The 23,919-nt window shown below is 43.2% G+C and carries 19 protein-coding genes and 1 riboswitch; of the genes, 17 read left to right on the top strand and 2 right to left on the bottom strand.

Going from position 1 to position 23,919, the window contains the following annotated elements; genetic code table 11:
- Positions 1 to 14 precede the first annotated feature (14 nt).
- From fliI to ACIZ62_RS05505, 14 genes are all read left to right on the top strand, one after another.
- Positions 15 to 1,319, top strand: coding sequence for a flagellar protein export ATPase FliI (gene fliI / locus ACIZ62_RS05440; RefSeq protein WP_322519876.1), 1,305 nt, complete (start codon positions 15 to 17; stop codon positions 1,317 to 1,319).
- Positions 1,316 to 1,765, top strand: a complete 450-nt coding sequence (locus ACIZ62_RS05445) for a hypothetical protein (RefSeq protein WP_111887601.1) — start codon at positions 1,316 to 1,318, stop codon at positions 1,763 to 1,765. Before fliI ends, ACIZ62_RS05445 begins: the two co-directional genes overlap by 4 nt.
- A gap of 35 nt (positions 1,766 to 1,800) precedes the next feature.
- Positions 1,801 to 2,718: a thioredoxin-disulfide reductase gene (gene trxB / locus ACIZ62_RS05450; protein ID WP_322519877.1), complete on the top strand. Its 918-nt coding sequence runs from the start codon at positions 1,801 to 1,803 to the stop codon at positions 2,716 to 2,718.
- 76 nt (positions 2,719 to 2,794) lie between these two features.
- Positions 2,795 to 4,231 (top strand): RNA polymerase factor sigma-54, encoded by a 1,437-nt coding sequence (gene rpoN / locus ACIZ62_RS05455; RefSeq protein ID WP_414151398.1) that lies wholly within the window; start codon positions 2,795 to 2,797, stop codon positions 4,229 to 4,231.
- A gap of 165 nt (positions 4,232 to 4,396) precedes the next feature.
- Positions 4,397 to 5,458, top strand: a complete 1,062-nt coding sequence (locus ACIZ62_RS05460; protein ID WP_111887598.1) for a sugar-binding transcriptional regulator — start codon at positions 4,397 to 4,399, stop codon at positions 5,456 to 5,458.
- Positions 5,459 to 5,513: 55 nt separating this feature from the next.
- Positions 5,514 to 6,518 (top strand): type I glyceraldehyde-3-phosphate dehydrogenase, encoded by a 1,005-nt coding sequence (gene gap / locus ACIZ62_RS05465; protein WP_414151399.1) that lies wholly within the window; start codon positions 5,514 to 5,516, stop codon positions 6,516 to 6,518.
- Positions 6,519 to 6,825: 307 nt separating this feature from the next.
- A complete protein-coding gene (locus ACIZ62_RS05470) occupies positions 6,826 to 8,016 on the top strand; it encodes a phosphoglycerate kinase (protein WP_414151400.1) in 1,191 nt (396 codons plus the stop codon).
- A 12-nt stretch (positions 8,017 to 8,028) separates the two neighbouring features.
- Positions 8,029 to 8,766: a triose-phosphate isomerase gene (tpiA, locus tag ACIZ62_RS05475; RefSeq protein WP_111887595.1), complete on the top strand. Its 738-nt coding sequence runs from the start codon at positions 8,029 to 8,031 to the stop codon at positions 8,764 to 8,766.
- Between the two features lie 279 nt (positions 8,767 to 9,045).
- Positions 9,046 to 10,581 carry a 2,3-bisphosphoglycerate-independent phosphoglycerate mutase gene (gene gpmI, locus ACIZ62_RS05480; RefSeq protein WP_414151401.1) on the top strand — a complete coding sequence of 512 codons (1,536 nt, stop codon included), beginning with the start codon at positions 9,046 to 9,048 and terminating at the stop codon, positions 10,579 to 10,581.
- A 125-nt stretch (positions 10,582 to 10,706) separates the two neighbouring features.
- Positions 10,707 to 10,937, top strand: a complete 231-nt coding sequence (gene secG / locus ACIZ62_RS05485) for a preprotein translocase subunit SecG (RefSeq protein WP_111887593.1) — start codon at positions 10,707 to 10,709, stop codon at positions 10,935 to 10,937.
- A 49-nt stretch (positions 10,938 to 10,986) separates the two neighbouring features.
- Complete coding sequence (locus tag ACIZ62_RS05490; protein WP_414151402.1) at positions 10,987 to 12,957, top strand: sodium-translocating pyrophosphatase; 1,971 nt, start codon at positions 10,987 to 10,989, stop codon at positions 12,955 to 12,957.
- A 299-nt stretch (positions 12,958 to 13,256) separates the two neighbouring features.
- Complete coding sequence (locus ACIZ62_RS05495) at positions 13,257 to 13,910, top strand: hypothetical protein (protein WP_111887591.1); 654 nt, start codon at positions 13,257 to 13,259, stop codon at positions 13,908 to 13,910.
- Between the two features lie 273 nt (positions 13,911 to 14,183).
- Positions 14,184 to 16,787 (top strand): ATP-dependent chaperone ClpB, encoded by a 2,604-nt coding sequence (gene clpB, locus ACIZ62_RS05500; RefSeq protein WP_414151841.1) that lies wholly within the window; start codon positions 14,184 to 14,186, stop codon positions 16,785 to 16,787.
- Between the two features lie 247 nt (positions 16,788 to 17,034).
- Positions 17,035 to 18,132, top strand: coding sequence for a glycerol dehydrogenase (locus tag ACIZ62_RS05505; RefSeq protein ID WP_111887590.1), 1,098 nt, complete (start codon positions 17,035 to 17,037; stop codon positions 18,130 to 18,132).
- A 195-nt stretch (positions 18,133 to 18,327) separates the two neighbouring features.
- Here ACIZ62_RS05505 and ACIZ62_RS05510 read toward each other — a convergent pair whose 3' ends face one another.
- Positions 18,328 to 19,347: an aldo/keto reductase gene (locus ACIZ62_RS05510; protein WP_111887589.1), complete on the bottom strand. Its 1,020-nt coding sequence runs from the start codon at positions 19,345 to 19,347 to the stop codon at positions 18,328 to 18,330.
- Positions 19,348 to 19,545: 198 nt separating this feature from the next.
- On the opposite strand from ACIZ62_RS05510, the gene ACIZ62_RS05515 reads away from it, so the two are divergent.
- Positions 19,546 to 20,883, top strand: a complete 1,338-nt coding sequence (locus ACIZ62_RS05515; protein WP_111887588.1) for a glucose-6-phosphate isomerase — start codon at positions 19,546 to 19,548, stop codon at positions 20,881 to 20,883.
- Positions 20,884 to 21,068: 185 nt separating this feature from the next.
- Positions 21,069 to 21,144: riboswitch (cyclic di-GMP riboswitch) on the top strand.
- Positions 21,145 to 21,171: 27 nt separating this feature from the next.
- Positions 21,172 to 22,674, top strand: a complete 1,503-nt coding sequence (locus tag ACIZ62_RS05520) for a putative bifunctional diguanylate cyclase/phosphodiesterase (RefSeq protein WP_414151403.1) — start codon at positions 21,172 to 21,174, stop codon at positions 22,672 to 22,674.
- Positions 22,675 to 22,743: 69 nt separating this feature from the next.
- Here ACIZ62_RS05520 and ACIZ62_RS05525 read toward each other — a convergent pair whose 3' ends face one another.
- Complete coding sequence (locus ACIZ62_RS05525; RefSeq protein WP_111887586.1) at positions 22,744 to 23,202, bottom strand: LiaF domain-containing protein; 459 nt, start codon at positions 23,200 to 23,202, stop codon at positions 22,744 to 22,746.
- Positions 23,203 to 23,382: 180 nt separating this feature from the next.
- On the opposite strand from ACIZ62_RS05525, the gene ACIZ62_RS05530 reads away from it, so the two are divergent.
- Entirely contained in the window at positions 23,383 to 23,889 is a 507-nt protein-coding gene (locus ACIZ62_RS05530) for a phosphohydrolase (RefSeq protein ID WP_414151404.1), read from the top strand.
- Positions 23,890 to 23,919: the final 30 nt, after the last annotated feature.

A 23,919-nucleotide genomic window follows, 5' to 3' on the forward strand; every position in this document is an offset into this window, starting at 1 on the left:
AACTGGAGGCGAAAATGAATACATCTGAAATTTGTAAAGCCATTCAACGAGCAGAAACCTATCACTACTTTGGAAAAATTGAGAAGGTCGTCGGAATGATGATTGAATCCGTGGGCCCGGAATGCAGTATTGGGGATTTGTGTAAGATATTTGATCAGAATGCAGATCGTTTCATTTTAGCTGAAGTGGTTGGTTTTCGCGGCAATAAGGTTTTATTGATGCCATACGAAGAACCAGAAGGTATTAGTTTTGGAAATATTGTAGAACCCACCGGTTCTTCCCTGAAAATTGGTGTGTCGGATAGTATGATTGGCCGGGTTGTTAATGCCATGGGAGAACCCATTGATGGGGGCGGCCCGATCTTAAATACCACGCCCTACGAAATTCAGAGTGCTGGTGCTAACCCCTTTTCAAGGCCATGTATTGACGATATCCTGGAATTTGGGGTAAAGGCAATAGATGGTTTATTAAGCATTGGCAAGGGCCAGAGAATGGGCATCTTTGCCGGTAGTGGTGTTGGTAAAAGTACTCTGATGGGGATGATTGCCAGAAATGTAAAAGCTCAGGTTAATGTGATTGCCCTGGTCGGTGAGAGAGGTCGGGAGGTTCGCCAGTTTTTAGAGAATGATTTAGGGCAGGAAGGTCTGGAACGATCAGTGCTTGTGGTAGCCACCTCCGATCAGCCCCCCATGCAGCGGATGAAATGCGCATTGACTGCGACTACCATTGCGGAGTATTTTAAGGATCAGGGCAATGATGTCCTTCTGATGATGGATTCGCTGACCCGATTTGCCATGGCCCAACGGGAAATCGGCCTGGCCACTGGAGAACCCCCTGTTGCCCGAGGATACACGCCCTCCATTTATGCGATGATGCCAAAGCTGCTGGAACGTAGCGGAAATTTTGAAACCGGCTCCATTACCGGGATTTACACAGTGTTGGTTGAAGGGGACGATATGAATGAACCGGTGGCCGATACAGTCCGGGGGATTATTGATGGGCACATTGTGCTGTCCCGTAAAATTGCGGCCAGAAACCACTATCCGGCGATTGATGTTCTTAATAGTGTCAGCCGATTGATGTCTAATATTGTCAGTAAAGATCAGATGGACGCGGCCTCGTCGATGCGAAATATGATGTCAGTGTATGATACCAACTACGATCTGGTCAGTATCGGCGCTTATAAAAGCGGCACGAATCCGTCTTTGGATATTGCCATTAAAAAAATTGCCGGCATCAATCAGTTTTTGCAACAGAAGGTTGATGAAAAATGTTTTTATGATGAGAGTGTTGAAGCCATGAAGAAGGCCGTCTTATGAAAAAATTCCAATTTCATTTAGGAAAGCTCCTTTCTTATAAAGATCAGAATCTGGAAAATGAAATGATGATACTAGGTGGCTTGACCAGACAACTCAGTGATGAAATGGACAAACAGCTGGAGTTAGAAGACCAACTGGAAAAAAGTCAGAAGAATTACGAACGTGATATGGCTGCTTCCATCACCGCTACAGCCTGTCAGGTGTATCTCCACTATATGTCTTTTCTGAAAGAACAGATCAAAATTGTTGAAAAAAGAATCGATGAAATTACAGAGAAGATTGATATTCAAATTGAGGTAGTTAAAAATTTAAAGCTGGAAACCCGTTCACTTGAAATTGTTAAGGAAAACAGATATGATGATTACAAAAAAGAAATCGTCAAAGAGACAGAAAAGGCAATGGAAGAATTTATAACCACCAGCAAAATTATGAAAGATGGATCGTGACCATTTTCTAAAAAAGAAAGTTAAGAGGTACAAAGATGAGATATGATACGATTATCGTGGGGGCTGGTCCAGCTGGTTTAGCCGCTGGAATATATGCAGCTCGGGGAACGCTAAAGGTGCTGATTATGGAAAAAGCCGGCATTGGTGGACAGATTGCGACCAGTTGGGAGATTGAAAATTATCCCGGTTCACCACCAGACAGCACGGGCCCAGGTCTTACTGAGCGGATGCGTCAGCAATGTGAGGAATTCGGGGTTGAATTTGCTACTAAGACTTACTTAAGATCGCATCAAACAGAAGCCGGTTTTATCGTTGAAACCGATTCTGGCAGTATCGAGACCCAGACCATTATCATGGCTACCGGGGCAGAACCCAAGCCAATCGGTTGCAAAGGTGAACGGGAATTACGGGGGATGGGCGTTTCCTATTGTGCTACCTGCGATGCTAATTTTTTTAAAGGCTTAAAGGTGGCGGTGATTGGTGGCGGCGATACGGCTTTGGAAGAAGCCTTGTATTTAACGAAATTTGCCGCAGAAATTATCATTATCCATCGGCGCGATGAACTCCGGGGAGCCAAAATTCTCCAGCAGCGCATTCGTGAAAATGAAAAAATTTCATTGCTGCTCGATTCAGTGGTGGAGGAAATAAAAGGGAATGGTCAAGTTGAAGGTATTGTTGTTAAGAATGTAAAAACCGATGAATTGACTGACGTTTCACTTGACGGCGTTTTTGTATTTGCAGGTCAAAAACCAAATTCAGAGGCATTTGTCGGCTTGTTGGAACGCGATGCCAGAGACTATCTGATTACGGATGATGAAATGCGCACCAACATCCCAGGGATTTTTGCAGCCGGGGATGTCAGGCGTAAATCGCTGCGCCAGGTGGTCACGGCTACGGCTGATGGTGCTATTGCGGCAGTAAATGTGATCAAATACATTGAAGAACCTAAGTAGACTGTGATATGATTAGGACTAACGAAAGTTAGTCTTTTTTTGATTAAAATAATTTATAAAAACAGTCAGGTGAAAAATGAATATCAAATTTGATTTAAATATAACCCAAACTCAAAAACTCGTTATGACCCAGGAGATGCGTCAATCCATTGAAATTCTTCAGCTGACAGCCATGGAACTAAAGGGCTTAATCGAAACTGAAATCATGGAGAACCCGGTACTGGAATTTAATGAGGTGTCCATTAAAGAAGTGGTGCCTGTTAATGAGGATGGGGGACCGCTAAAGGGTGAAGTCGTTCAAGAAAAACCGCCGAAAGAAGAGATTCAATGGGAGGAGTATTTCCATAGCATGGAAAACGCGGACTATCGGGGCCAGACGCAATTAAGCACCGTGCCCGATGATGAGTATGGTTTTGAAAAATTCACATCCCAGGAAAAAACCTTAAATGAGTATCTTCATTTTCAATTTAAGATGCTAAAGAAAAATCTTAGTGAACAGGAAAAACGCATTGGCGAATACTTGATTGACTGTATTGATGATAACGGTTATCTCATCATTGATATGGACTATATCACCAGTGTTTTAGAAGCTCAGGAAGTGAGCATTCAGAAAATGATTGGCATCATCCAGGGCTTTGATCCGTGTGGGGTGGGATGTCGTACGATTGAAGAATGTCTGCTGATTCAACTGCGCCAAATGGGATATGACGATGATGAAGTGTATCTGGACATTGTTAGAAACCATTTGATGGATTTAGCCAATAATCAATTTAAGCGGATCACCCAGGAAACGGGCTTAGCAATTGAAGACGTTTATGACTTTAAAGAGGTGTTAAAATCACTCGAGCCCAAACCCGGTCGGGAGTTTTCCAGTTCGGAACGGGTTTCCTACGTGATCCCGGATGGGAGTATTGAAATTGTAAATGGTGAGCTGGTGGTGAAAGTTAATGATGTGTCGGCCCCCCGGCTGCGCATCAATAATTATTATAAAGGGTTGTTAAAGACGCCAGACAAAAACGATGAAACCAAGCTGTATCTGGAAAAAAAGCTTGATAGTGCAGCATTTCTGATTCGTAGCATTGAGCAGCGACGCGATACCGTTAAAAAGGTTATTAACGCTGTCGCCCTGTCCCAGTCGAGTTTCTTTTTTGAGGGTGTTGGTGATCTGCGGCCTTTAACGCTTAAAACAATCGCTGAGATGATTGATGTTCACGAGTCCACAGTCAGTCGCGCGATCCGGGGAAAATATATTCAAACCCCCAAGGGCACCTTTGCACTGAAGTTTTTCTTTAAACGAGGATATTCTCAGGGTGAAGAAGATCGCTCTTCGGATGCCATTAAACGGCTCATTTCGGAATTGATTGAAAAGGAAGATAAGAAAAAACCGCTCAGTGATCAAAAAATTTCAGAATTATTACAACAGAAAAATTTGGATGTGGCCAGGCGAACCGTTGCCAAATATCGGGAAGCGCTTATGATAAAGCCTTCGTCGAAGCGAAAAGAATATCGGTAGACCATCTACAAATCTTCACCAAATACCGGCACATCCTGAAAATAGGACGAGGATTTTCTTTTAGATTTTGGTCTTTTTTAACTTGTTTTTAAATTTAAAATGGGGTATAATGAATTTGTCCCAGCGGGACAAAAGCGAGCATGTATCCGAAAGAAGGGTGATTCTGTGTCAAATCAATTAAAAATCAGTAAGGAAGTCATTGAACTTCAACAGCTTGTCGCACCGGAAGTGAATCGTCTCATTGAAATGCGTTACAATATTTTGTCAACCATCAGCAGTGAGCAGCCTATCGGACGGAGAAATCTTGCATTTGTTCTGGATATGAGTGAACGTCAGGTTCGTAATGAAATCGATTTTTTTCAGGCTCAAAAGCTGGTTTCGGTGGAACGCCAGGGGGTTGTTATCACCGATGCCGGAACAGCAGCGCTGATTCAGTTAAAAAGCTTGCTCTACACCTATAACGGGCTGGAACAACTGGAGAAAGAACTGATGGATCGGCTCCATCTCAAACGGGTGATCATTTGCCCCGGCGATATGGATATGAACTATGAAGTACTGCGATTTATGGGACGCTCCGGCGCAAAATATGTGTTGTCGGTAATGAAATATAAGGATACCCTGGCATTAACTGGCGGGAGCTGTACTGCAGCCGTAGCCGATGAAATGCGAGAAGCTTTTTATCCCGATGTTTATGTCATTCCGGCTCGCGGCGGGATCGGCAAAAGCCATTCCACCCAGGCAAATAACGTGGTCGCCGAAATGGGACTAAAACTGCATTCAAACTATGAGCTTCTCCACCTGCCGGATAATATCGATCAACGATTATTAGAAGCATTAAAAGATTATCCGGAGATAAAAAGGGTATTTAATAAAATGGACAACATCGATATTTTCATTTTTGGATTGGGACGAGCCGATGTATTGGCCGACTGGCGTAATCTGGCAACGGCCGAAAAACGCAAAATACTAGAACGGGGAGCTGTGGCAGAAGCTTTTGGTCACTACTTTGACATAAACGGTCAGGTAATTTCGCCATCTTCCACTATTGGCATTGGTATCGACAATTTTAAAAAAATACCGCATGTCATTGCGGTAGCCGGTGGGGTTACGAAGGCTGAATCGATTATTGCAGTTAGTCGAATTCGTGAAAATATTGTGCTGATCACCGATGAAAGTGCCGCCAGAGAGATTTTGAAAAAATTGCAAACCATGTCAGAAGCAAAATGAATCGCATCTGACTGAGTATAAATTGAGTAAACATTATTTTAAGGAGGCAGATAATATGTCTGTAAAAGTAGCAATTAATGGTTTTGGAAGAATTGGTCGTTTAGCATTCAGATTAATGGCAGATAACAAAGCATTTGACGTTGTCGCTATCAATGATTTAACCGACGCAAAAACCTTAGCGTACCTGTTAAAATATGATAGTGCCCAGGGTAAATTTAAGCAAGATAGCATTGAAGTTAAAGATGATGGCATCGTGGTTGACGGAAAAGCAATCAAAATTTACTCTGAAAGAGACCCTGAAAACTTACCATGGGGAAGTATTGGAGTGGATGTTGTCATCGAATGTACCGGTTTCTTTACCGATAAAGACGGTGCTGGTAAACACATCAAAGCCGGTGCAAAAAAAGTTATTGTCTCAGCGCCAGCCAAAGGTGATGTTAAAACCATCGTGTTTAATGTCAACGAAAATATCTTAGATGGCACTGAAACGGTCATCAGTGGCGCTTCCTGCACGACAAACTGTTTAGCGCCAGTGGCTAAAGTACTTAACGACAGCTTTGGTTTAGTCAGCGGCTTAATGACTACTGTTCATGCTTACACCAATGACCAGGCAACTCTGGATGCACCTCATAAAGATCTACGACGCGGTCGTACTGCTGCTGCAAACATTGTTCCCACTTCCACTGGTGCTGCTGCCGCAGTCGGCAAGGTGCTACCAGCTCTTAACGGCAAACTGGACGGATTTGCGCTTCGGGTACCAGTTATTACAGGCTCGCTTGTTGATTTAACCTGTGTGTTGGAAAAAGACGTTACCGCTGATGAAATTAATGCCGCGCTTAAAGCAGCTGCCAACGAATCACTGGGTTACAACGAAGAACAAATTGTTTCTACCGACATCATCGGCATGTCCTTCGGATCATTGTTTGATGCAACCTTAACCCGAGTGATGAATGTTGAAGGCGGAAAACAACAGGTAAAAGTCATTGCCTGGTACGATAACGAAATGTCTTACACGGCTCAACTGGTTCGTTTAGCTGAGTTTGTTGCCACTAAATTTTAATCGACCTAAGCACGATTAAAGTAGCTCATTAAATTTAAATAATACAAATCAAAAAACTTTTCAGAAGCTTTTGCAAAACCCTTGCAACTGCTTCTGAAATTGTTTATAAAGCAAATATTCAAGCGAAGCTGATTAGGTAAAAGATGAAGTAGTACCGACCAATTGTTAATCTGTTGTATGCTGCAGACTCGGACAGGCTATCGCCGTGTCCGCTCTGATGCATACAACATGATGTAACAATTGTCGGTACGATAATATACCGAAATCTTATGGAAATGCGAAAATTATAAACCGAGAGGATAAAAATATGAGTAAAAAAACAGTATCTGATCTTGATTTAAAAGGAAAAAAAGTTTTAATGCGGGCCGATTTTAATGTGCCCTTAGATGAAAACGGCGTCATTACTGATGAAACAAGGATAACCGCCGCATTACCCACAATTAATTATATTTTAGAGCAGGGGGGATCACTGATTTTAATGTCCCATATGGGCCGGCCTAAAAATCAGCCAAACCCAAAATATTCACTGGAACCCGTTGCCAGGAAACTGTCTGAATTACTTAAAAAAGAAGTGATTTTTAATGATGATGGGGCAGTGACCGGATCACTAACCGTTGCGGCAGCGGCCGGTCTTAAACCAGGTGAGGTACTCTTGCTTCAAAATACCCGGTTCCGTGGCGAAGAAGAAAAAAATGACCAGGGATTTTCAAAAGAACTGGCACAGTTAGGCGATGTTTTTGTCAATGATGCCTTTGGAACGGCTCACCGTGCTCACGCTTCAACCGTTGGCGTTGCCGAATTCTTACCCGGCGTATCAGGCTTTCTGATTCAAAAAGAACTGGATTTTATGGGCAAAGCCCTGGAAAAACCAGAACGTCCCTTTGTGGCAATCTTGGGTGGATCAAAGGTTTCGGATAAGATTGGTGTGATTAACAACCTGTTAGAAAAGGTGGATACCTTAATCATTGGCGGTGGAATGGCCTTTACCTTCCTGAAAGCTCAAGGGTATGAAATTGGAAAATCACTATTGGAAGAAGATAAAATGGAACTGGCCAAGGAACTAGTAGCCAAAGCGAAGGCCAAAGGGGTTAACCTTTTATTACCAGTGGATGTAGTTGCGGCAAAAACCTTTGCCGCCGATGCTTCTTTTGAGGTGGTCGATATTAATGCGATCCCGGCAGATTCATTGGGACTCGATATTGGACCCGTTTCGGCAGCAACTTTTTCAAAAGCAATTCTGGAAGCTAAAACAGTGATCTGGAATGGCCCCATGGGCGTATTTGAAATGCCAGCCTTTGCCAAAGGAACAGAAGCGGTCGCTAAAGCGATGTCAGAGTCAACAGCCATTACCATTATTGGCGGTGGAGACTCGGCCGCAGCGGTTAAGATTCTTGGCTATGAAGCAGGGATGAGTCACATTTCCACCGGTGGTGGCGCTTCACTGGAATTCCTGGAAGGAAAAAAACTGCCAGGTATTGAAATCTTACAGGATAAATAGAAGGAGAAGATGATGCGAAAACCAATTATTGCGGGAAACTGGAAAATGAATAATGATATTTTTGAGACTGAAAAACTGATGAATACGCTGTTGCCATTGGTAGCTGGGGCAGAAGCCGAAGTGGTTTTTTGTCCTACCTATTTGGGTCTGCAAAAAGCCGTGGAAATGGCCAAAGATTCGAACGTTGGCATCGGGGCTCAGAATATGCACTTTGAAAAAAACGGTGCTTTTACCGGCGAGATATCCGGGGAAATGCTACAGGCTATCGGTGTAAATTATGTTCTGATTGGCCACTCGGAAAGACGGGAATACTTTAATGAAACCGACGAAGCCGTCAACAAAAAAGCCATCAAAGCTTTGGCACTGGGAATTACCCCGATTGTCTGCTGCGGTGAAACCCTGGAAGAACGTGAAAGCGGAAAAGCTGAAGCCAAGGTTGTTGCGCAGATGGAAGCGGGATTAAAGGGCATTGGTGACATTACCAAGGTCGTTGTTGCCTATGAACCGATCTGGGCCATCGGCACCGGTAAAACAGCCAGCAAAGAAGAAGCTAACGAAGCCTGCGGCTGGGTTCGTCAAACGATCGCTAAAATGTTCGGCGAAGATGCGGCCCAAAAAGTCCGGATTCAATACGGCGGTTCAGTCAACCCGGAAAATATCAAAGATCTGATGGCCATGGACAACATCGACGGCGCCCTGGTCGGCGGTGCAGCTCTGAAACCAACGTTCTCGGAGATTGTGAAGTTCTAATTCAATTCTCATTTCAAAAGTAAAGCGAAAAAAGATATAGTGAGTACCGACAATTGTTATATCATGTTGTCTGCATCGGAGCGAACAGGTTGATAAACCTGTCCGATTCTGCGCGCAGGCAACGAGCCAATCATAAGCTTGCTTATAGTTGGCGACTGCCCGCGACCAATGCGAAAGAAGCGTAGCGGATTTCGCATGGCGCAGCGAACAACAGATTAACAATTGGTCGGTACGGTACTCACGACAACCTAAAATATTTGGACTGAAAGGTGTGATCAAATGAATAAAAATTTAACTGCCCTGATTATTCTGGATGGCTACGGCTTTACCAGATGTACTGAGGGGAATGCCGTTCTACAGGCCCAAACACCGTTTCTTGATGCCATCTCCCAGGACGCGCCTCATACCCTTATTACCGCCAGTGGCCTTGGCGTTGGTCTGCCAGAAGGTCAGATGGGTAATTCTGAGGTTGGCCATTTAAACCTGGGGGCCGGTCGCGTCGTCTATCAGGAACTGACCCGAATTACCAAATCCATCGAAGATGGCGACTTTTTTACCAACGAAGCCTTTCTTGCCGGCATCAATGCCGCCAAACAAAAAGGCGGAGCCTTGCACCTGATGGGCTTATTGTCCGATGGTGGGGTTCACAGCCATGAATGCCATCTTTACGCACTACTGAACCTGGCTAAAAAACAAGGCTTAAAACGGGTCTATGTTCACTGTCTGATGGATGGTCGGGATACGGCCCCAAACAGCGGCATCGACCATATCAAAGCACTGGAAGCTAAAATGGCTCAATTAGGGGTGGGCGAAATCGCTACCATCATGGGTCGTTACTACGCAATGGATCGCGATAACCGCTGGGATCGGGTCGAAAGAGCCTATGACGCGATGACCGCTGGAGCCGGTAATCATGCCGCATCGGCAAGGGATGTCATGGTCGAAACCTATGCAAATAGAATTACCGATGAATTCGTGCTGCCAACCATCATCGACACGGTTGATGACAGCACCATTAAATCCCAGGATACCATCATTTTCTTTAATTTCAGACCCGATCGGGCCCGGGAATTAACGCGAGCATTTATCGATCCGGATTTCAATTTGTTTATTCGTAAAACGGATTTTCTGGATTTGAATTTTGTCACGATGACTCAGTATGATAAATCGTTTGAAACGGTATCCGTTGCTTATAAGCCAGTAACCATTAGGAATACCCTCGGTGAATATCTTAGTAATCTGGGGATTCCCCAGCTGCGCATTGCGGAAACAGAAAAGTATGCTCATGTAACTTATTTCTTTAATGGTGGACTGGAAAAACAGTATCCCCTGGAAGATCGGATTCTGATCCCTTCACCACTTGTGGCAACCTATGATATGCAACCGGAGATGAGTGCTTACGAGGTAGCCAATAAAGCTGTTGAAGCGATAGAAAGCGATAAATATCAGTTGATGATCCTCAATTTTGCCAATGCCGATATGGTTGGGCATACCGGTATTTTAGAAGCCGCTGAAAAAGCGGTTGAAGTGGTCGACGCCTGTGCCCAAAAAGTCATTGCGACCATTCTGGCAAAAGGCGGCAAGGTGATTGTCACCGCTGATCATGGTAATGCTGAAAAGATGATTGATTACGAAACACACATGCCTTTTACTGCTCACACATCAAACCAGGTTAAGTGTATTCTTCTTGGTGATGGCAATGTGACCCTGCGAGATGATGGACGGCTAGCTGATGTTGCGCCGACCCTACTCGATTTGATGGGACTGCCGGTACCAGTAGAAATGACTGGAAAAACACTGATTAAGGCAGAATAAAGTAAAAATAGCAAAGCTGTGAGCGTTTACATAGGAAAAGTCTCGACTGAGACTTTTTTTATGATTGAAAATGTTTTTTGGGTATGATATTATAACGTGCACGATTATTTACGGAGGTGATACTTATGAAAGAAGCTTTACTGGTCGTATTACTGATTTCCAGCCTGGTTTTGATTGCCGCGATACTTCTATCGCCGGGAAAAACAGCAGGAATGTCAGGAGCCATCGCAGGTGGTGCTGAGACCTTATTTGGAAAGAAAAAAGCCAAGGGATTTGAAGGTGTACTCGAAAGAGCAACCAAAATCTCAGGGGTGTTATTCATGTTGTCGGCATTCGTTTATTCAATCGTATCATAACAGGCATCTGAATTAGAGAGGTGCAAAAACTTACAGGGGGAAATTGAAAATGGAATTATTGTTTCTGGCTCCAGCTATTGGAGTCGTGGCGTTGCTTGTTGCGCTTGTTTTTGCAAAACGCGTAACTGCAGTTGACGCCGGTACCGACAGAATGAAAGAGATCGCGGGATATATCCACGAGGGTGCGATGGCATTCTTAAAACGCGAGTATCGAATGATCGCAATTTTTGTGGCCGTTTTATTTGTTATTTTAACCGTTACACCGGGGTTAGGGTTAACTACCGCGGTATGTTTCCTGGTCGGCGCTATTTTTTCTATCCTGGCGGGATTCTTTGGGATGCAGGTTGCCACCAAAGCTAACGTTAGAACTGCTAATGCAGCCAAAACCAGCGGGATGAACAAGGCCCTTTCAGTGGCTTTTTCCGGCGGTGCCGTAATGGGTATGTGTGTTGTCGGTCTGGGCTTACTGGGCGTCAGTGTTTTATATCTGTTGTTTGGTGATGTGAAAATTGTAACCGGGTTTGGTTTGGGCGCATCTTCAATTGCACTGTTTGGCCGAGTTGGTGGTGGTATTTACACCAAAGCTGCCGATGTTGGTGCTGACCTTGTAGGTAAGGTTGAAGCCGGTATTCCGGAAGATGATCCCCGTAATCCCGCTGTTATCGCTGATAACGTTGGTGATAATGTAGGTGACGTTGCTGGTATGGGTTCTGATTTATTCGAGTCTTATGTTGGTTCAATCATCTCTGCGATTACCTTGGGTGCACTAGCCCTTGATGGTTACAATGGGATCTTATTCCCGATGCTTTTGGCAGCAACTGGTATTTTTGCTTCAATTATCGGATCGTTCTTTGTCCGTGGTAAAGAAGGTGGAAATCCACAACGGGCTCTGGATATGGGTACCTATGTCAGTGGGATTTTAGTCGTTATTGCTTCTTACTTCTTATCAAACTACTTTACTGGCGGATATGCAGCATTTATTGCTATTGTTGCCGGTTTGGCAGTTGGTATTGTTATTGGTAAATTAACGGAATATTATACATCAGAACATTACAAACCGGTTCAACACATTGCTCAGCAATCAGAAACCGGAGCCGCTACCACCATTATTAGTGGTTTGGCAGTGGGGATGAAATCGACCATGTTCCCAATTTTAGCGATGGCAGTAGCCATTTTTGTTGCTTATACAGCATTCGGACTTTTTGGTATTGCCTTAGCAGCCGTTGGAATGCTCTCCACCTGTGGAATGACCATTGCTGTGGATGCTTACGGCCCCATTGCCGATAATGCCGGCGGGATTGCCGAAATGGCAGAACTGCCGAAAGAAGTGCGTGAAATCACAGACAAGCTGGATGCTGTTGGGAACACCACCGCAGCCATCGGTAAAGGTTTTGCCATTGGTTCAGCAGCCTTAACGGCGTTAGCCCTGTTTGCTTCTTATGCTCAAACAGTGGGACTAGCCAGTATTGATATTTTAAATCCAAATGTTATCATTGGTTTGTTTATTGGTGGAATGTTGCCATTCTTGTTCTCAGCCTTAACCATGGAAGCGGTTGGTTCAGCAGCCAATGAAATGATTGAAGAAGTACGACGTCAATTCCGTGAATTCCCAGGAATTATGGCGGGTACCGAAAAACCGGATTATGCCAAATGTGTTGATATTTCAACCGCTGCGGCACTTCGACAAATGATCGTACCAGGTATAATGGCAGTTGTGGCTCCTCTCGCCATGGGTCTGATTCTTGGGGCAGATGCTTTGGGTGGACTTTTAGCCGGGGCTCTGGTTACGGGGGTATTAATGGCGATCTTTATGGCCAATGCCGGCGGTGCCTGGGATAATGCCAAGAAATTTATCGAAGGTGGCGCTCACGGCGGGAAAGGCAGTGATGCCCATAAAGCGGCTGTTGTTGGCGATACCGTTGGGGATCCATTTAAGGATACCTCAGGCCCTTCAATTAATATCTTAATCAAACTGATGACCATTGTATCATTGGTATTTGCACCACTATTCTTAATCTAATAAAGTTTTATCATCTTCATTTCACTTATAAAAGATCTGAATGCAGTCTTGTATTCAGGTCTTTTTTGTCGTTACGGACAGGTTAAGTCAGAAGGATTTGGGTATGCAGTATAGCATAAGTACAGGGGCGGTTTTTGTTGCGTCAACTATATTTTTTCAAAAATGACACAAAAGAATTGTTCTCAAGACCCGCGCCAGCTTAAATAAATCTGAAGAAAGCAAAAATGCGCTTTAAATTATATAAACCGATTGACTAAATAATGTTATTGGAATATAATTTATATAAAAGGAGTGATGATATGATAAAAAGCGTATACAGTTTAATGCTATTTGATGAAATAGTTGAGAAGATAGACCAGATTGCCTATGAGAACAATACCAACCGCTCCCAATTGATCAATGATATTTTAGCAGAAAAAATCGGGCTGGTGACGCCGGAGCAGAAAATACAAAAAATTCTGGAACAACTGGATGAAAATTTCAGTGACACGCTGTCAGTGAGTCAGATCAATAAAAATTCCAGTATTCAATTCGGCAAAAGCCTGAAATATAAGTATCGACCCAAGGTGCGGTACAGTTACGAATTTATCAGCAGCAAACGGGGAAAATATGCGGTATTAAAAATCAGTTCCCGGACCAGGTCTGAAAATCTGAATGATCATTTTGATGAATTTTTCAAGCTGATTGCCGGTATTGAAAAAGCACAACGAGTTGATCATCGAGATTTAGCAGAAAACTTGACCAATCATAAATTTGTTCGAGCCTTTGAAGATGAGGGTGAGTTGACCCAGGACATCGAGACCGTCACCGATAATCTGACGCGCTATTTAAAAATGATTGATCGGGCGATGAATGTTTATTTCTCAAAAGTCGATGAAGCTGAAGCAAAAGATCTACTTAGCATCCTGGAAACCATTTACCGGGAGGATTACAAAAAAAACAACCACGATTAGTTGCGAGCTTAAGGCTGGCACTTCGCTACCATACCGACTAATTATTAATCTATTGTTTGCTGCGCCATGCGAAATCCGCTTTGCTCCTTTCGCGTTGGTCGCGGGCAGTCGCCAACTACAAGCAAGCTTGTGATTGGCTCGTTGCCTTCGCGCAGGATCGGACAGGATACGCCGTGTTCGCCCGATGCAAACAACATGATGTAATATTTGTTGGTACTAAGGTTATCGATTATTTTGATATTAAATAAAATTATTTAGAAACGAGGTACAATGATGGATATGAATTTATTCACCCAAAAATCACTAGAAGCAATTAAAACGGCGGAATTGATCGCCGGAGAGTATAACCACATGGAAATTGAACCGGAGCATCTGCTGATGGGCCTGATTACTCAGGAAAATGGTGTGGTGGGGCGAATCTTTGACCGCCTGGGTAAAAACTCCCACACCATTGCCGAAGAACTGCGCCGGGAAATCGGACGGATGCCCAGCGTTTCCGGGCCGGGTCGGGAGCAGGGAAAGGTTTATGTCAGCACAGAAACCGATAAGGTCTTAAACGAATCCTATAAAGAAGCAAAAAAACTAGACGACCAGTATATTTCGGTAGAATGTATTTTGTTGGCGTTATACGGTCTGGGTAAAAAATCCAAATCTGTTGAGATTTTGGAACGCCATGGCATTGCTAAGAAAGATGTCGAAAATGTCTTAAAGGAAGTCCGCGGCGGACAGCGGGTAGTCAATGACCATCCCGAAGTCACCTATGAAGCTCTTAGTCAATACGGTCATGATCTGGTTCAGGATGCAATTGATAATAAACTGGATCCGGTGATTGGTCGGGATTCCGAAATCCGCCATGCGATCCGGATCTTAAGTCGAAAAACCAAAAACAATCCTGTCCTTATTGGAGAACCGGGGGTTGGTAAAACTGCCATTGTCGAAGGCTTGGCGATGCGTATTGTGGCCGGCGATGTGCCAGAAGGTCTTAAAGATAAACGAATCATCGCATTGGATCTGGGCGCGTTAGTAGCCGGGGCCAAATATCGGGGTGAGTTTGAAGAACGGCTCAAAGCTGTTTTAAAAGAAGTGGTGGACAGCAACGGCGAAATAGTCCTGTTTATTGACGAGCTCCACAATATCGTTGGTGCCGGTAAAACTGAGGGGGCCATGGATGCCGGGAATATGTTAAAACCAATGCTGGCCCGCGGCGAGCTCCATTGTATTGGTGCCACCACCCTGGACGAGTATCGACAGTACATTGAAAAAGACCCGGCTTTGGAACGTCGTTTCCAACCGGTGCTGGTGGATGAACCGACGGTGGAAGATACCATTTCGATTCTGCGGGGCCTAAAAGACACCTATGAACGCTATCACGGGGTTCAGATTTTAGATACCGCGCTGGTGGCCGCTGCGACCCTGTCCAACCGTTATATTTCTGATCGGTTTCTACCCGATAAGGCCATTGATCTGATTGATGAAGCCTGTGCCAAGATCCGCACCGAAATGGATTCCATGCCCGAAGAAATGGACGAGGTCAGGCGTAAAATGATGCAACTTGAAATTGAAGAAGTGGCACTCAAAAAAGAAAAGGACAAACTTAGTAAGGAACGACTGGAACGGCTGCAAAAAGAACTGGTTGAATACAAAGAGCGTTTTAATACCATGAGCATTCAATGGGAAAATGAAAAACAGTCAGCGGATACCTTAAAATCCCTTCAGGAAGAACTGAACCAGCTTACCTACGAACGGGAAAAAGCCATTCGGGAAGGGGATTACCGCAAAGCTTCTGAATTGGAATACGGACTCATTCCGGAGAAAACGGCAAAAATTGAAGCACTTAAACACAAAGCGGATGAAAAAGACGAGCAAGACAGTCTCAAACGGGAAAAGGTCACCGAAGAAGAAATCGCCGAGATCATTTCCGACTGGACCAATATTCCTTTGAGTAAGCTGGTATCCGGCGAGCGCGAGAAACTGCTGGCCCTGGAAGACACCCTGAAACAACGGGTTATCGGTCAGGAAGAACCGATTCTAAAAGTGGTTGACGCCATTATCCGATCCCGGGCCGGAATTAAAAATCCCAACAGCCCGATTGGCAGCTTTCTGTTTTTAGGCCCCACTGGGGTGGGAAAAACCGAACTGGCTAAAGCCGTGGCTGCGACCCTCTTTGACTCCGAAGAAAATATGATCCGCATTGATATGAGTGAATACATGGAAAAATTCTCAGTCTCACGGTTAATCGGAGCACCGCCGGGATATGTCGGTTATGAAGAGGGGGGGCAATTGACAGAAGCGGTCAGACGCAAACCATATTCAGTTATTTTACTCGATGAAATTGAAAAAGCGCATAAGGATGTTTTTAATATTTTGCTACAAATTCTTGATGATGGTCGGATTACCGACTCTCAGGGACGAACGGTCGATTTTAAAAACACCATTATCATCATGACTTCCAACATCGGTTCAGAATATCTGCTTGAAGGGATCAATGCTTTTGGCGAAATCACTGAAAAAACCGAGTCCGCGGTGATGGAGTTGTTAAAGAACTATTTCCGGCCGGAGTTTCTAAACCGGATTGATGAAATTGTCCTTTATAAACCGCTTAACAAAGAAGCTATTGGCAAAATTGTGACCTTACTCCTGAAAGATTTACAAAAACGTCTGGAAGAACGTCAGATTACTGTCACCCTGACCCAGCAGGCCATCGATGCTGTTATTGAAATGGGCTTTGACCCAGCCTATGGGGCCCGACCACTGAAACGCTATCTGCAAAAACATATTGAAACCATGGTTGGTAAAGAAATTATCAAGGGCAATGTCCACGAAGGACAGGCTATTGTTATTGATGTGGACCCCAACGGGGATTTTTATATGGCTTAAGATTAAAAAGAGACCAAATTACCTTTTAGGGTAATTTGGTCTCTTTTTCCGGTTTGATGTTATTCTGCTTAAAAAAGTGATGGATCAAAACAAAAAATTACTGATTTATTTAAGGGCTTGTAAAAAAAGCAAAATATTCATGAGAATAGTATCAGCGCTGGACCGTATTTTTTAGATGATAACGAATTCATCGCTTCGATTATTTGATATAATAATAACGAAATAAATCTATTTTCGGAGGTAGAAAATGCAAAAGATTATTATGTCTCCCAGCCGTTATGTTCAAGGTGCCGGAGAAGTTGGAAAATTGCCGGAACATGTGGGAAAATTTGGAACATCAGCCCTTGTCTTAATGAGTGGAACCATGATGCGAACCAAAGCGGAGGAATTGAAAGCGAGTTTTGAAGCTGCTGGAATTAAATTTACACCCGAAAAATTTAACGGAGAATGCTCCAAGGTCGAAATCGCCCGGCTACAAAAAATCGTAAAAGCAGAAGGTTGTGATGTGGTTGTTGGTGTCGGTGGGGGAAAAACCTTAGATACGGCTAAAGCAACGGCCCATTACGAAAAACTGCCCGTTGTTATTGCTCCTTCGATTGCTTCCACCGATGCACCTTGCTCGGCTTTATCCGTTCTTTATACTGAAGAAGGCGTTTTTGATGAGTATCTCGTCCTTCCAAAAAACCCTGAAATTGTTGTGATGGATACCGATATCATTAAAGCTGCTCCGGCTCGACTTTTTGTTGCCGGAATGGGGGATGCATTGGCGACTTATTTTGAAGCCAAGGCGACATTAGATTCGAATGGTACCACCATGTCAGGTGCTCACCCAACCCGATCGGCTCTAGCACTGGCAGAATTGTGTTATGATATTTTAATTGAAGATGGCTTAAAAGCTAAGTTGGCCGTAGAGGCCGCAACCTGTACCCCGGCAGTGGAAAATGTTATTGAAGCGAATACCTATCTCAGTGGTGTTGGTTTTGAAAGTGGTGGTCTGGCGGCCTGCCATGCCGTCCATAACGGTTTAACGGTCCTTTCTGAATGTCACCACATGTATCATGGGGAAAAAGTAGCCTTTGGAACCCTGGTTCAGCTTGTAATGGAAAACAGATCGCTTGAAGATATTGAAGAAGTCATTGATTTCTGCTTATCTGTCGGTTTGCCAATTACATTAGGAGAACTGGGTTGTACCGAACCAACCCCGGAAAAAATTATGGCTGTGGCTGTGGCTGCGGCTGATCCTGGCGAAACCATTCATAATATGCCTTTTGATGTCGATGCCGACACTGTTTATGCAGCGATTATGGCAGCAGACGCACTGGGGCGTATGTATTTGTGCGATTAAGAATGTGATTAAGTAGTAGAATAAATTAAATACAGAATAAATTAAGATCTGATTAAAGGCCAAAACCCCATTTTTGTTTGGGATTTTGGCCTTCTTTTTTTGTAGAGGTTGATGGACCTGTATTTAGTAAGCGTTATTTTAGTAAGTTTTATTATAATAGATGAACATCTTTTAAAAGGCAAATGATAACATCATCTAAACCAGCGGGTCAAACAGTTCTCTGGTTTTTGTCAGCATTTCCCGGATTGGGAGATTGTAGGGACAGCGGGGCTCGCATTCGCCGCAGGAAACGCAATCCGAGGCATTAGCTGCAAAGCTGCGGTAGCGGTCGAGAGCCCATTCTTCCAGATCATAACGGCGGTAATAGCCCTCTACAATAAACTGCATCGGAATATCGATACCTTGGGGACAGGGGGCGCAATAACCGCAGCGGCGGCAAAAGGTTTTGCCCAGGGCTTTAGCGTCGGCTTCAAGGGTTTGACGTTCGGTCTCAGACAAAGGAACAAAATCATTGCCAATTTTGGCGTTGTCCAAAACCTGTTTGACCGAATCCATACCGGGGATCAAAACCGAAATATTAGGATTCTCAGCCACCCATCGGAGGGCATAATCGGCATTCATAAAGGCGCCGCCAGCGAGCGGTTTCATAATGATGACCCCCACATTGCTAAGCTTTGCTTTTTCAAAAAGAGGGGCGCCACGGTTTTCAACGATATTATAGGGAAACTGAATGGTTTCAAAACGATCATCTTCCAGTGCCCGTTCTAACACCTCATAACTGTGAGAGGTGATCCCGATATGTTTAATCAATCCCTGTTTTTTACAGTCGGCCAATGCGTCATAACCGCCCCCCGGCCCCATGATGGTTTCATAGGCGGCCATGGTTTTGGCATTATGAAACTGGTAGAGATCGATGGAATCGGTTTGGAGATCGCAAAGACTGGCTTTTACATCGGCGATGACATCATCGTAGCGAAGCTGCGGCGTTTTGGTGGCCAGAAAAAAATGTTCCCGACCCCATTGTTTAAGGGCTTCCCCAATCATTTTTTCACTATTTGTGTAAGCTCTGGCTGTGTCAATGAAATTGACGCCTTCTTCAATCAGGTTTTCAATGATCTCATCGACTTCCCATTGGTTACAGCGTTGAATTGGAATACCACCAAACCCAATAAGGGACACTTCTAATCCGGTTCTTCCCAATAGTCGCGTTTCCATTTTACACCTCTTCTTTTCTTGATTTTGCTTATTTTAACATATCAAATAAAAAAAGTCACCTCTTATGAAGGTGATGACAGAAGATTCGCCAAATTTCAACATTCTTTCAGAATGACGGAGAGACATCATTTGACACGCTATTCCGTAATGTAGTAAAATGAAAATACATCTCAATCGTATTAGAAAGAAGGTAAAGAAATGAGTATTCAGTTCGATTTCTCTTATGCAAATATAGACGCCAGTGAATTTGAAAGTCGGTTTGACCAGTTAACGACGGTCAATGATCAATTAATGAATAAAACCGGGGTCGGTAATGAATTCCTTGGTTGGGTTGACTATCCGGTAAAATATGATCATGACGAATTTGCCCGCATCAAAGCGGCGGCAAAAAAAATTAAGGAGCGCTGTGATGCCTTGGTTGTTATTGGTATCGGGGGATCTTACCTGGGTTCCAAGGCAGTGATATCGGCATTGACCAGTCCTTTTTATAATGAAGAACCACGAGGCATGCGAAAGGCACCTAAAATTTATTTTGCCGGACAGAATATCAGCGGAAAATATTTAGAAAATCTGTTGGCGTTACTAAAGGATCAGGAAGTCTGTGTCAATGTGATTTCAAAATCCGGTACAACCACGGAACCCGCGATGGCGTTCCGCTTTTTTAAGAAATTTCTGGAAGAAAAATATGGCAAAGATGAAGCGAAGGAACGCATTTTTGTCACAACGGATCAGGCTAAAGGGGCACTAAAGTTTATGGCCGACGAAGAAGGCTATGAGACCTTTGTAATTCCCGATGATGTGGGCGGGCGTTACTCGGTTTATACCGCGGTCGGTTTGCTTCCCATCGCTGCGGCTGGAATTGATATTGATGCGTTGATGGAGGGGGGAAGATCCGGTTATGAGGATTATAATAAACCAGAGTTTGAAAAAAACCCCTGTTTTCAATATGCGTTGTATCGGAATGTTCTTTATAATCGGGGTAAAAATATTGAAATTTTAGTCGATTACGATCCCTCGCTGGAGTATCTGGCTGAGTGGTGGAAACAATTATTTGGTGAAAGTGACGGAAAAGATGGCAAGGGTCTCTTCCCGGCCTCGGTTCATTTTTCCACAGACCTTCACTCGCTGGGCCAAATGATCCAGGATGGCCCGAAGAATCATTTTGAGACGGTGATTGTCATTGACGATGATCAATCGGATATCAAAGTTTTTAACGATGAAAAAAACCTCGAAGGACTCAATTACCTGACCGGTTGGGAAATCGATGCGGTGAATGAAAAAGCCTTTATGGGGACATTATTGGCACATGTAGATGGCGGCGTCCCGAATGGGGTTATTCATCTAAAAAAACTGGATGCTTTTCACATTGGCAAGCTGATTTACTTTTTCAAGAAGGCCTGTGGTTTAAACGGCTATCTGTTAGGGGTAAATCCCTTTGATCAACCAGGGGTAGAAGCGTATAAGAAAAATATGTTTGCGCTACTCCATAAACCGGGATATGAAGAGTTGACAAAAGAACTGGAAAAACGTTTTTAAGGCGGTCAAGTTATTTTGTTTAAATGCGGCAGAGTGAAAATAAAGTAAAAAAAGTTTAACAAGGAACGCAAGACATAATGTTACAATTATGATACAATATCGAAAAATCTAATACAAAATATCTATAACCTCTGCAGATTAAGAAGCATAATTTATGAAATTTGCAGTTGGAATAGAAAAAATACGGAATTAAAGGGCAAAACTGTTGTGAAATAGTGACGCAAAGCTAAAGGGACTTTTATAAGTTAGCCAGTTACTCAATTAGATTTGACAATTTAGGAGGTAGCGGTGAAGACTTATAACGAAAAAAAGTTATTAATCCTCAGCTTTGCGTTGTTTTTTTTGGTCATGATGGTTTTTATAGTTCACTCAGTTTCTTTTTTTCAGCTTTCTGATCAGGCGATTTTTGGTATTCTGTTTTATAGTTTTTCGTTTATAGGCATTTTTTTTATCAGCCTGACCAGCAATTATTTTGTTTTTAAGCTTAAGAAAGAAATCTTAAAATTAAAGCGGATGCAGGATGTTGACTTTTTGACGGGCTGTCCCAATTGGATCAAGTTTAAACGCGACGTCGAAACGCTCGTTAAAAAAGACCAGACCCAACCCTATGCCATGATCATTTTTGATGTCGATAAGTTCAAGGCGATCAATGATTTATACGGCGATCAGACAGGTAATGAGATTCTGACGGCAATTGCCCGGATTTTAGAAAAACACCTTGAAACAAATGAGTTATTTTCGAGAATCGCAACCGACAATTTTAGTGTTTTAATGAAATATAAAGGTTATGGGCAGTTTTCTCAGCGGGTCGAAAAACTGATTCACGAGATTAGTGGCTATTCTCCCAAGTTTATCATTGGTATTTCGATGGGCATTTATCTCATTGAGGAAGACAGGGATATCCATACCCTTAGCGATCGGGCCAATATGGCCAAACGTTCGATAAAGGATAACTCCCAGGTGAGTTATGCCTTTTATGATGACGGGATGCGTCACAGTATGATGATTGAGAACGCGATTGAAAATAGAATGGAAATGGCCTTGCGTAATCGTGAGTTTGAAGTATATCTTCAGCCTAAGTATTTGTTTTCAGATGAGCACATAATCGGCGCAGAGGCGTTGGTACGGTGGAATGATCCTAAACGGGGCATCTTGCCGCCCAATGATTTTATTCCCCTGTTCGAGAAAAATGGGTTTGTGAAAAAAATCGATACCTATATGTTTGAAGAAGTGTGTAAACTGCTACAAAAATGGAAAAAGGAAATGGATCAACTGACAAATATGATTATTTCGGTTAATTTTTCCCGGCTCCACCTGGAAAATACGTCATTGCCGGAGGAATTGCTGGCCATTGCAAATCGCTATCACATCGATCCGAAGATGATTGAAATTGAATTAACGGAAGGAACTGTTTTTGACAATGAGAATCAGATGGTTGCGATTATGAACCATTTAAAGGCTTCCGGGTTTCATATTTCGATTGATGACTTTGGACGAGCCTATTCATCGCTCAATACCCTTAAAAATCTGCCGGCAGATATTTTAAAGCTCGATAAAGCTTTTTTTACCGAGTCGGCAGATAATGCGCGGGGGAATAAGATTATTACCAGTATGTTGAATATGGCTAAGGATTTAGATCTGATCACGGTTGCCGAAGGGGTTGAGACTCAGGAACAGGTCGATTTCTTAAAAGAAAAAGGTTGCGATATTGCTCAGGGTTTCTTTTATGCCAAACCCATGAATGTCATTGAATTTGAAGATTTTGTCAATAAAAAACTGAAATCGGCTTAGGCTGATTTCAGTTTTTTGAGGTGTTGGCGTTTTATTGATGTTAAGAAAGTGTTTGACAAAAAAATGTTCTTACTCGGATGCATTTTCGAAATTAAGACCACCACAGGTGATATCGGCAAAAACGGAAAGAGCTACCGAATGATCGGGGTCCACACAAACCGTATTGTCGGCAATGCCGCCAAATTTACAGGTATCAACAATTTTTAATTTAAAATTATCGGGAACGATGATGTTCAGACCGCCGCTGATGATACTGATATCCATGCGATAATGGTCTTTTTTAGTAACGACATCTGAAAAGTCAAGCTGCATGCCGCCAAAGAAAGCTCCGATTTTTGTATCCTGCATGGTCTGATCCCGATAATCTTTCATTTTTCCGCCGTACAGAACGGTTTCATCCAAGGAGTCAGCACTGTTGTCAAGGCTCGCTTCAAATTCCTTGCCTTTTTTGATCACGCAAGCATGATAAAGGGCGATCCCAGTTGCAAAAACAACACCTGTTCCGATGAGTAGCTTTTTAATTTTCATGGTCTTTCCTTCCTGTTCTTTTTTATTTAGTTTATCATGATTTCAATAATAACCGAACCTTTTTTTGTTTTTTTTAAGAACTTCACCGATAATTTTAACTTAAAATAAAGATACTATGCTATAATATTTAAAGCTTCTATTCAGTTTTTCTGAATAAATAACAGTAAAAGAAAGGTCTCAATGGAAACAAAAAAGTATTATGATGAGTTTGAAACCATTGTTGGCGATATATTAACACACAGTGAATTCCAAAAATTAAGGGAAATTGATCATCATGGCAATGGTTTATATGAACACTCTGTTGCAGTGGGGTATTATTCCTATCGCGTAGCCAGATTTTTAAGGATGGATTACGCATCCGTTGCGAGAGGGGCAACACTCCATGATTTTTTTCTGGAAGCATGGCAGGGTAAGGTTAAAACAGGCAAAGGGCTCAGTCGAATTAAGGAAATGCATGGCTTCTCCCATCCTAAAGTAGCACTTGAAAATGCCGAAAAATATTTTGATATCGATCAGCGCCAGGCAGATATGATCGTGAAACATATGTTTCCCCTGACACTTATTCCCCCGACAAACCTGGGCAGCTGGGTTGTTACCGCGGTGGATAAATTTGTGGCCACCAATGAACTGGTTTTTAAAAATACCCAGCCCATCAAACGGCTTAAAAGTATGATGTCCAGAGCTTAATCGGCAGCTTGCCTTAAGTATTTCTATGAC

The sequence above is a fragment of the Acetobacterium carbinolicum genome, from assembly GCF_047456275.1.
Taxonomy (GTDB): Bacteria; Bacillota; Clostridia; order Eubacteriales; family Eubacteriaceae; genus Acetobacterium; species Acetobacterium carbinolicum.

Coding starts and splice junctions, on each gene's coding strand:
- gpmI (WP_414151401.1), top strand. CDS start 9,046: ATGAATAAAAATTTAACTGCCCTGATTATTCTGGATGGCTACGGCTTT.
- gap (WP_414151399.1), top strand. CDS start 5,514: ATGTCTGTAAAAGTAGCAATTAATGGTTTTGGAAGAATTGGTCGTTTA.
- ACIZ62_RS05515 (WP_111887588.1), top strand. CDS start 19,546: ATGAGTATTCAGTTCGATTTCTCTTATGCAAATATAGACGCCAGTGAA.
- ACIZ62_RS05470 (WP_414151400.1), top strand. CDS start 6,826: ATGAGTAAAAAAACAGTATCTGATCTTGATTTAAAAGGAAAAAAAGTT.
- ACIZ62_RS05490 (WP_414151402.1), top strand. CDS start 10,987: ATGGAATTATTGTTTCTGGCTCCAGCTATTGGAGTCGTGGCGTTGCTT.
- ACIZ62_RS05495 (WP_111887591.1), top strand. CDS start 13,257: ATGATAAAAAGCGTATACAGTTTAATGCTATTTGATGAAATAGTTGAG.
- ACIZ62_RS05530 (WP_414151404.1), top strand. CDS start 23,383: ATGGAAACAAAAAAGTATTATGATGAGTTTGAAACCATTGTTGGCGAT.
- clpB (WP_414151841.1), top strand. CDS start 14,184: ATGGATATGAATTTATTCACCCAAAAATCACTAGAAGCAATTAAAACG.
- tpiA (WP_111887595.1), top strand. CDS start 8,029: ATGCGAAAACCAATTATTGCGGGAAACTGGAAAATGAATAATGATATT.
- fliI (WP_322519876.1), top strand. CDS start 15: ATGAATACATCTGAAATTTGTAAAGCCATTCAACGAGCAGAAACCTAT.
- ACIZ62_RS05445 (WP_111887601.1), top strand. CDS start 1,316: ATGAAAAAATTCCAATTTCATTTAGGAAAGCTCCTTTCTTATAAAGAT.
- trxB (WP_322519877.1), top strand. CDS start 1,801: ATGAGATATGATACGATTATCGTGGGGGCTGGTCCAGCTGGTTTAGCC.
- ACIZ62_RS05510 (WP_111887589.1), bottom strand. CDS start 19,347: ATGGAAACGCGACTATTGGGAAGAACCGGATTAGAAGTGTCCCTTATT.
- rpoN (WP_414151398.1), top strand. CDS start 2,795: ATGAATATCAAATTTGATTTAAATATAACCCAAACTCAAAAACTCGTT.
- ACIZ62_RS05525 (WP_111887586.1), bottom strand. CDS start 23,202: ATGAAAATTAAAAAGCTACTCATCGGAACAGGTGTTGTTTTTGCAACT.
- ACIZ62_RS05505 (WP_111887590.1), top strand. CDS start 17,035: ATGCAAAAGATTATTATGTCTCCCAGCCGTTATGTTCAAGGTGCCGGA.
- secG (WP_111887593.1), top strand. CDS start 10,707: ATGAAAGAAGCTTTACTGGTCGTATTACTGATTTCCAGCCTGGTTTTG.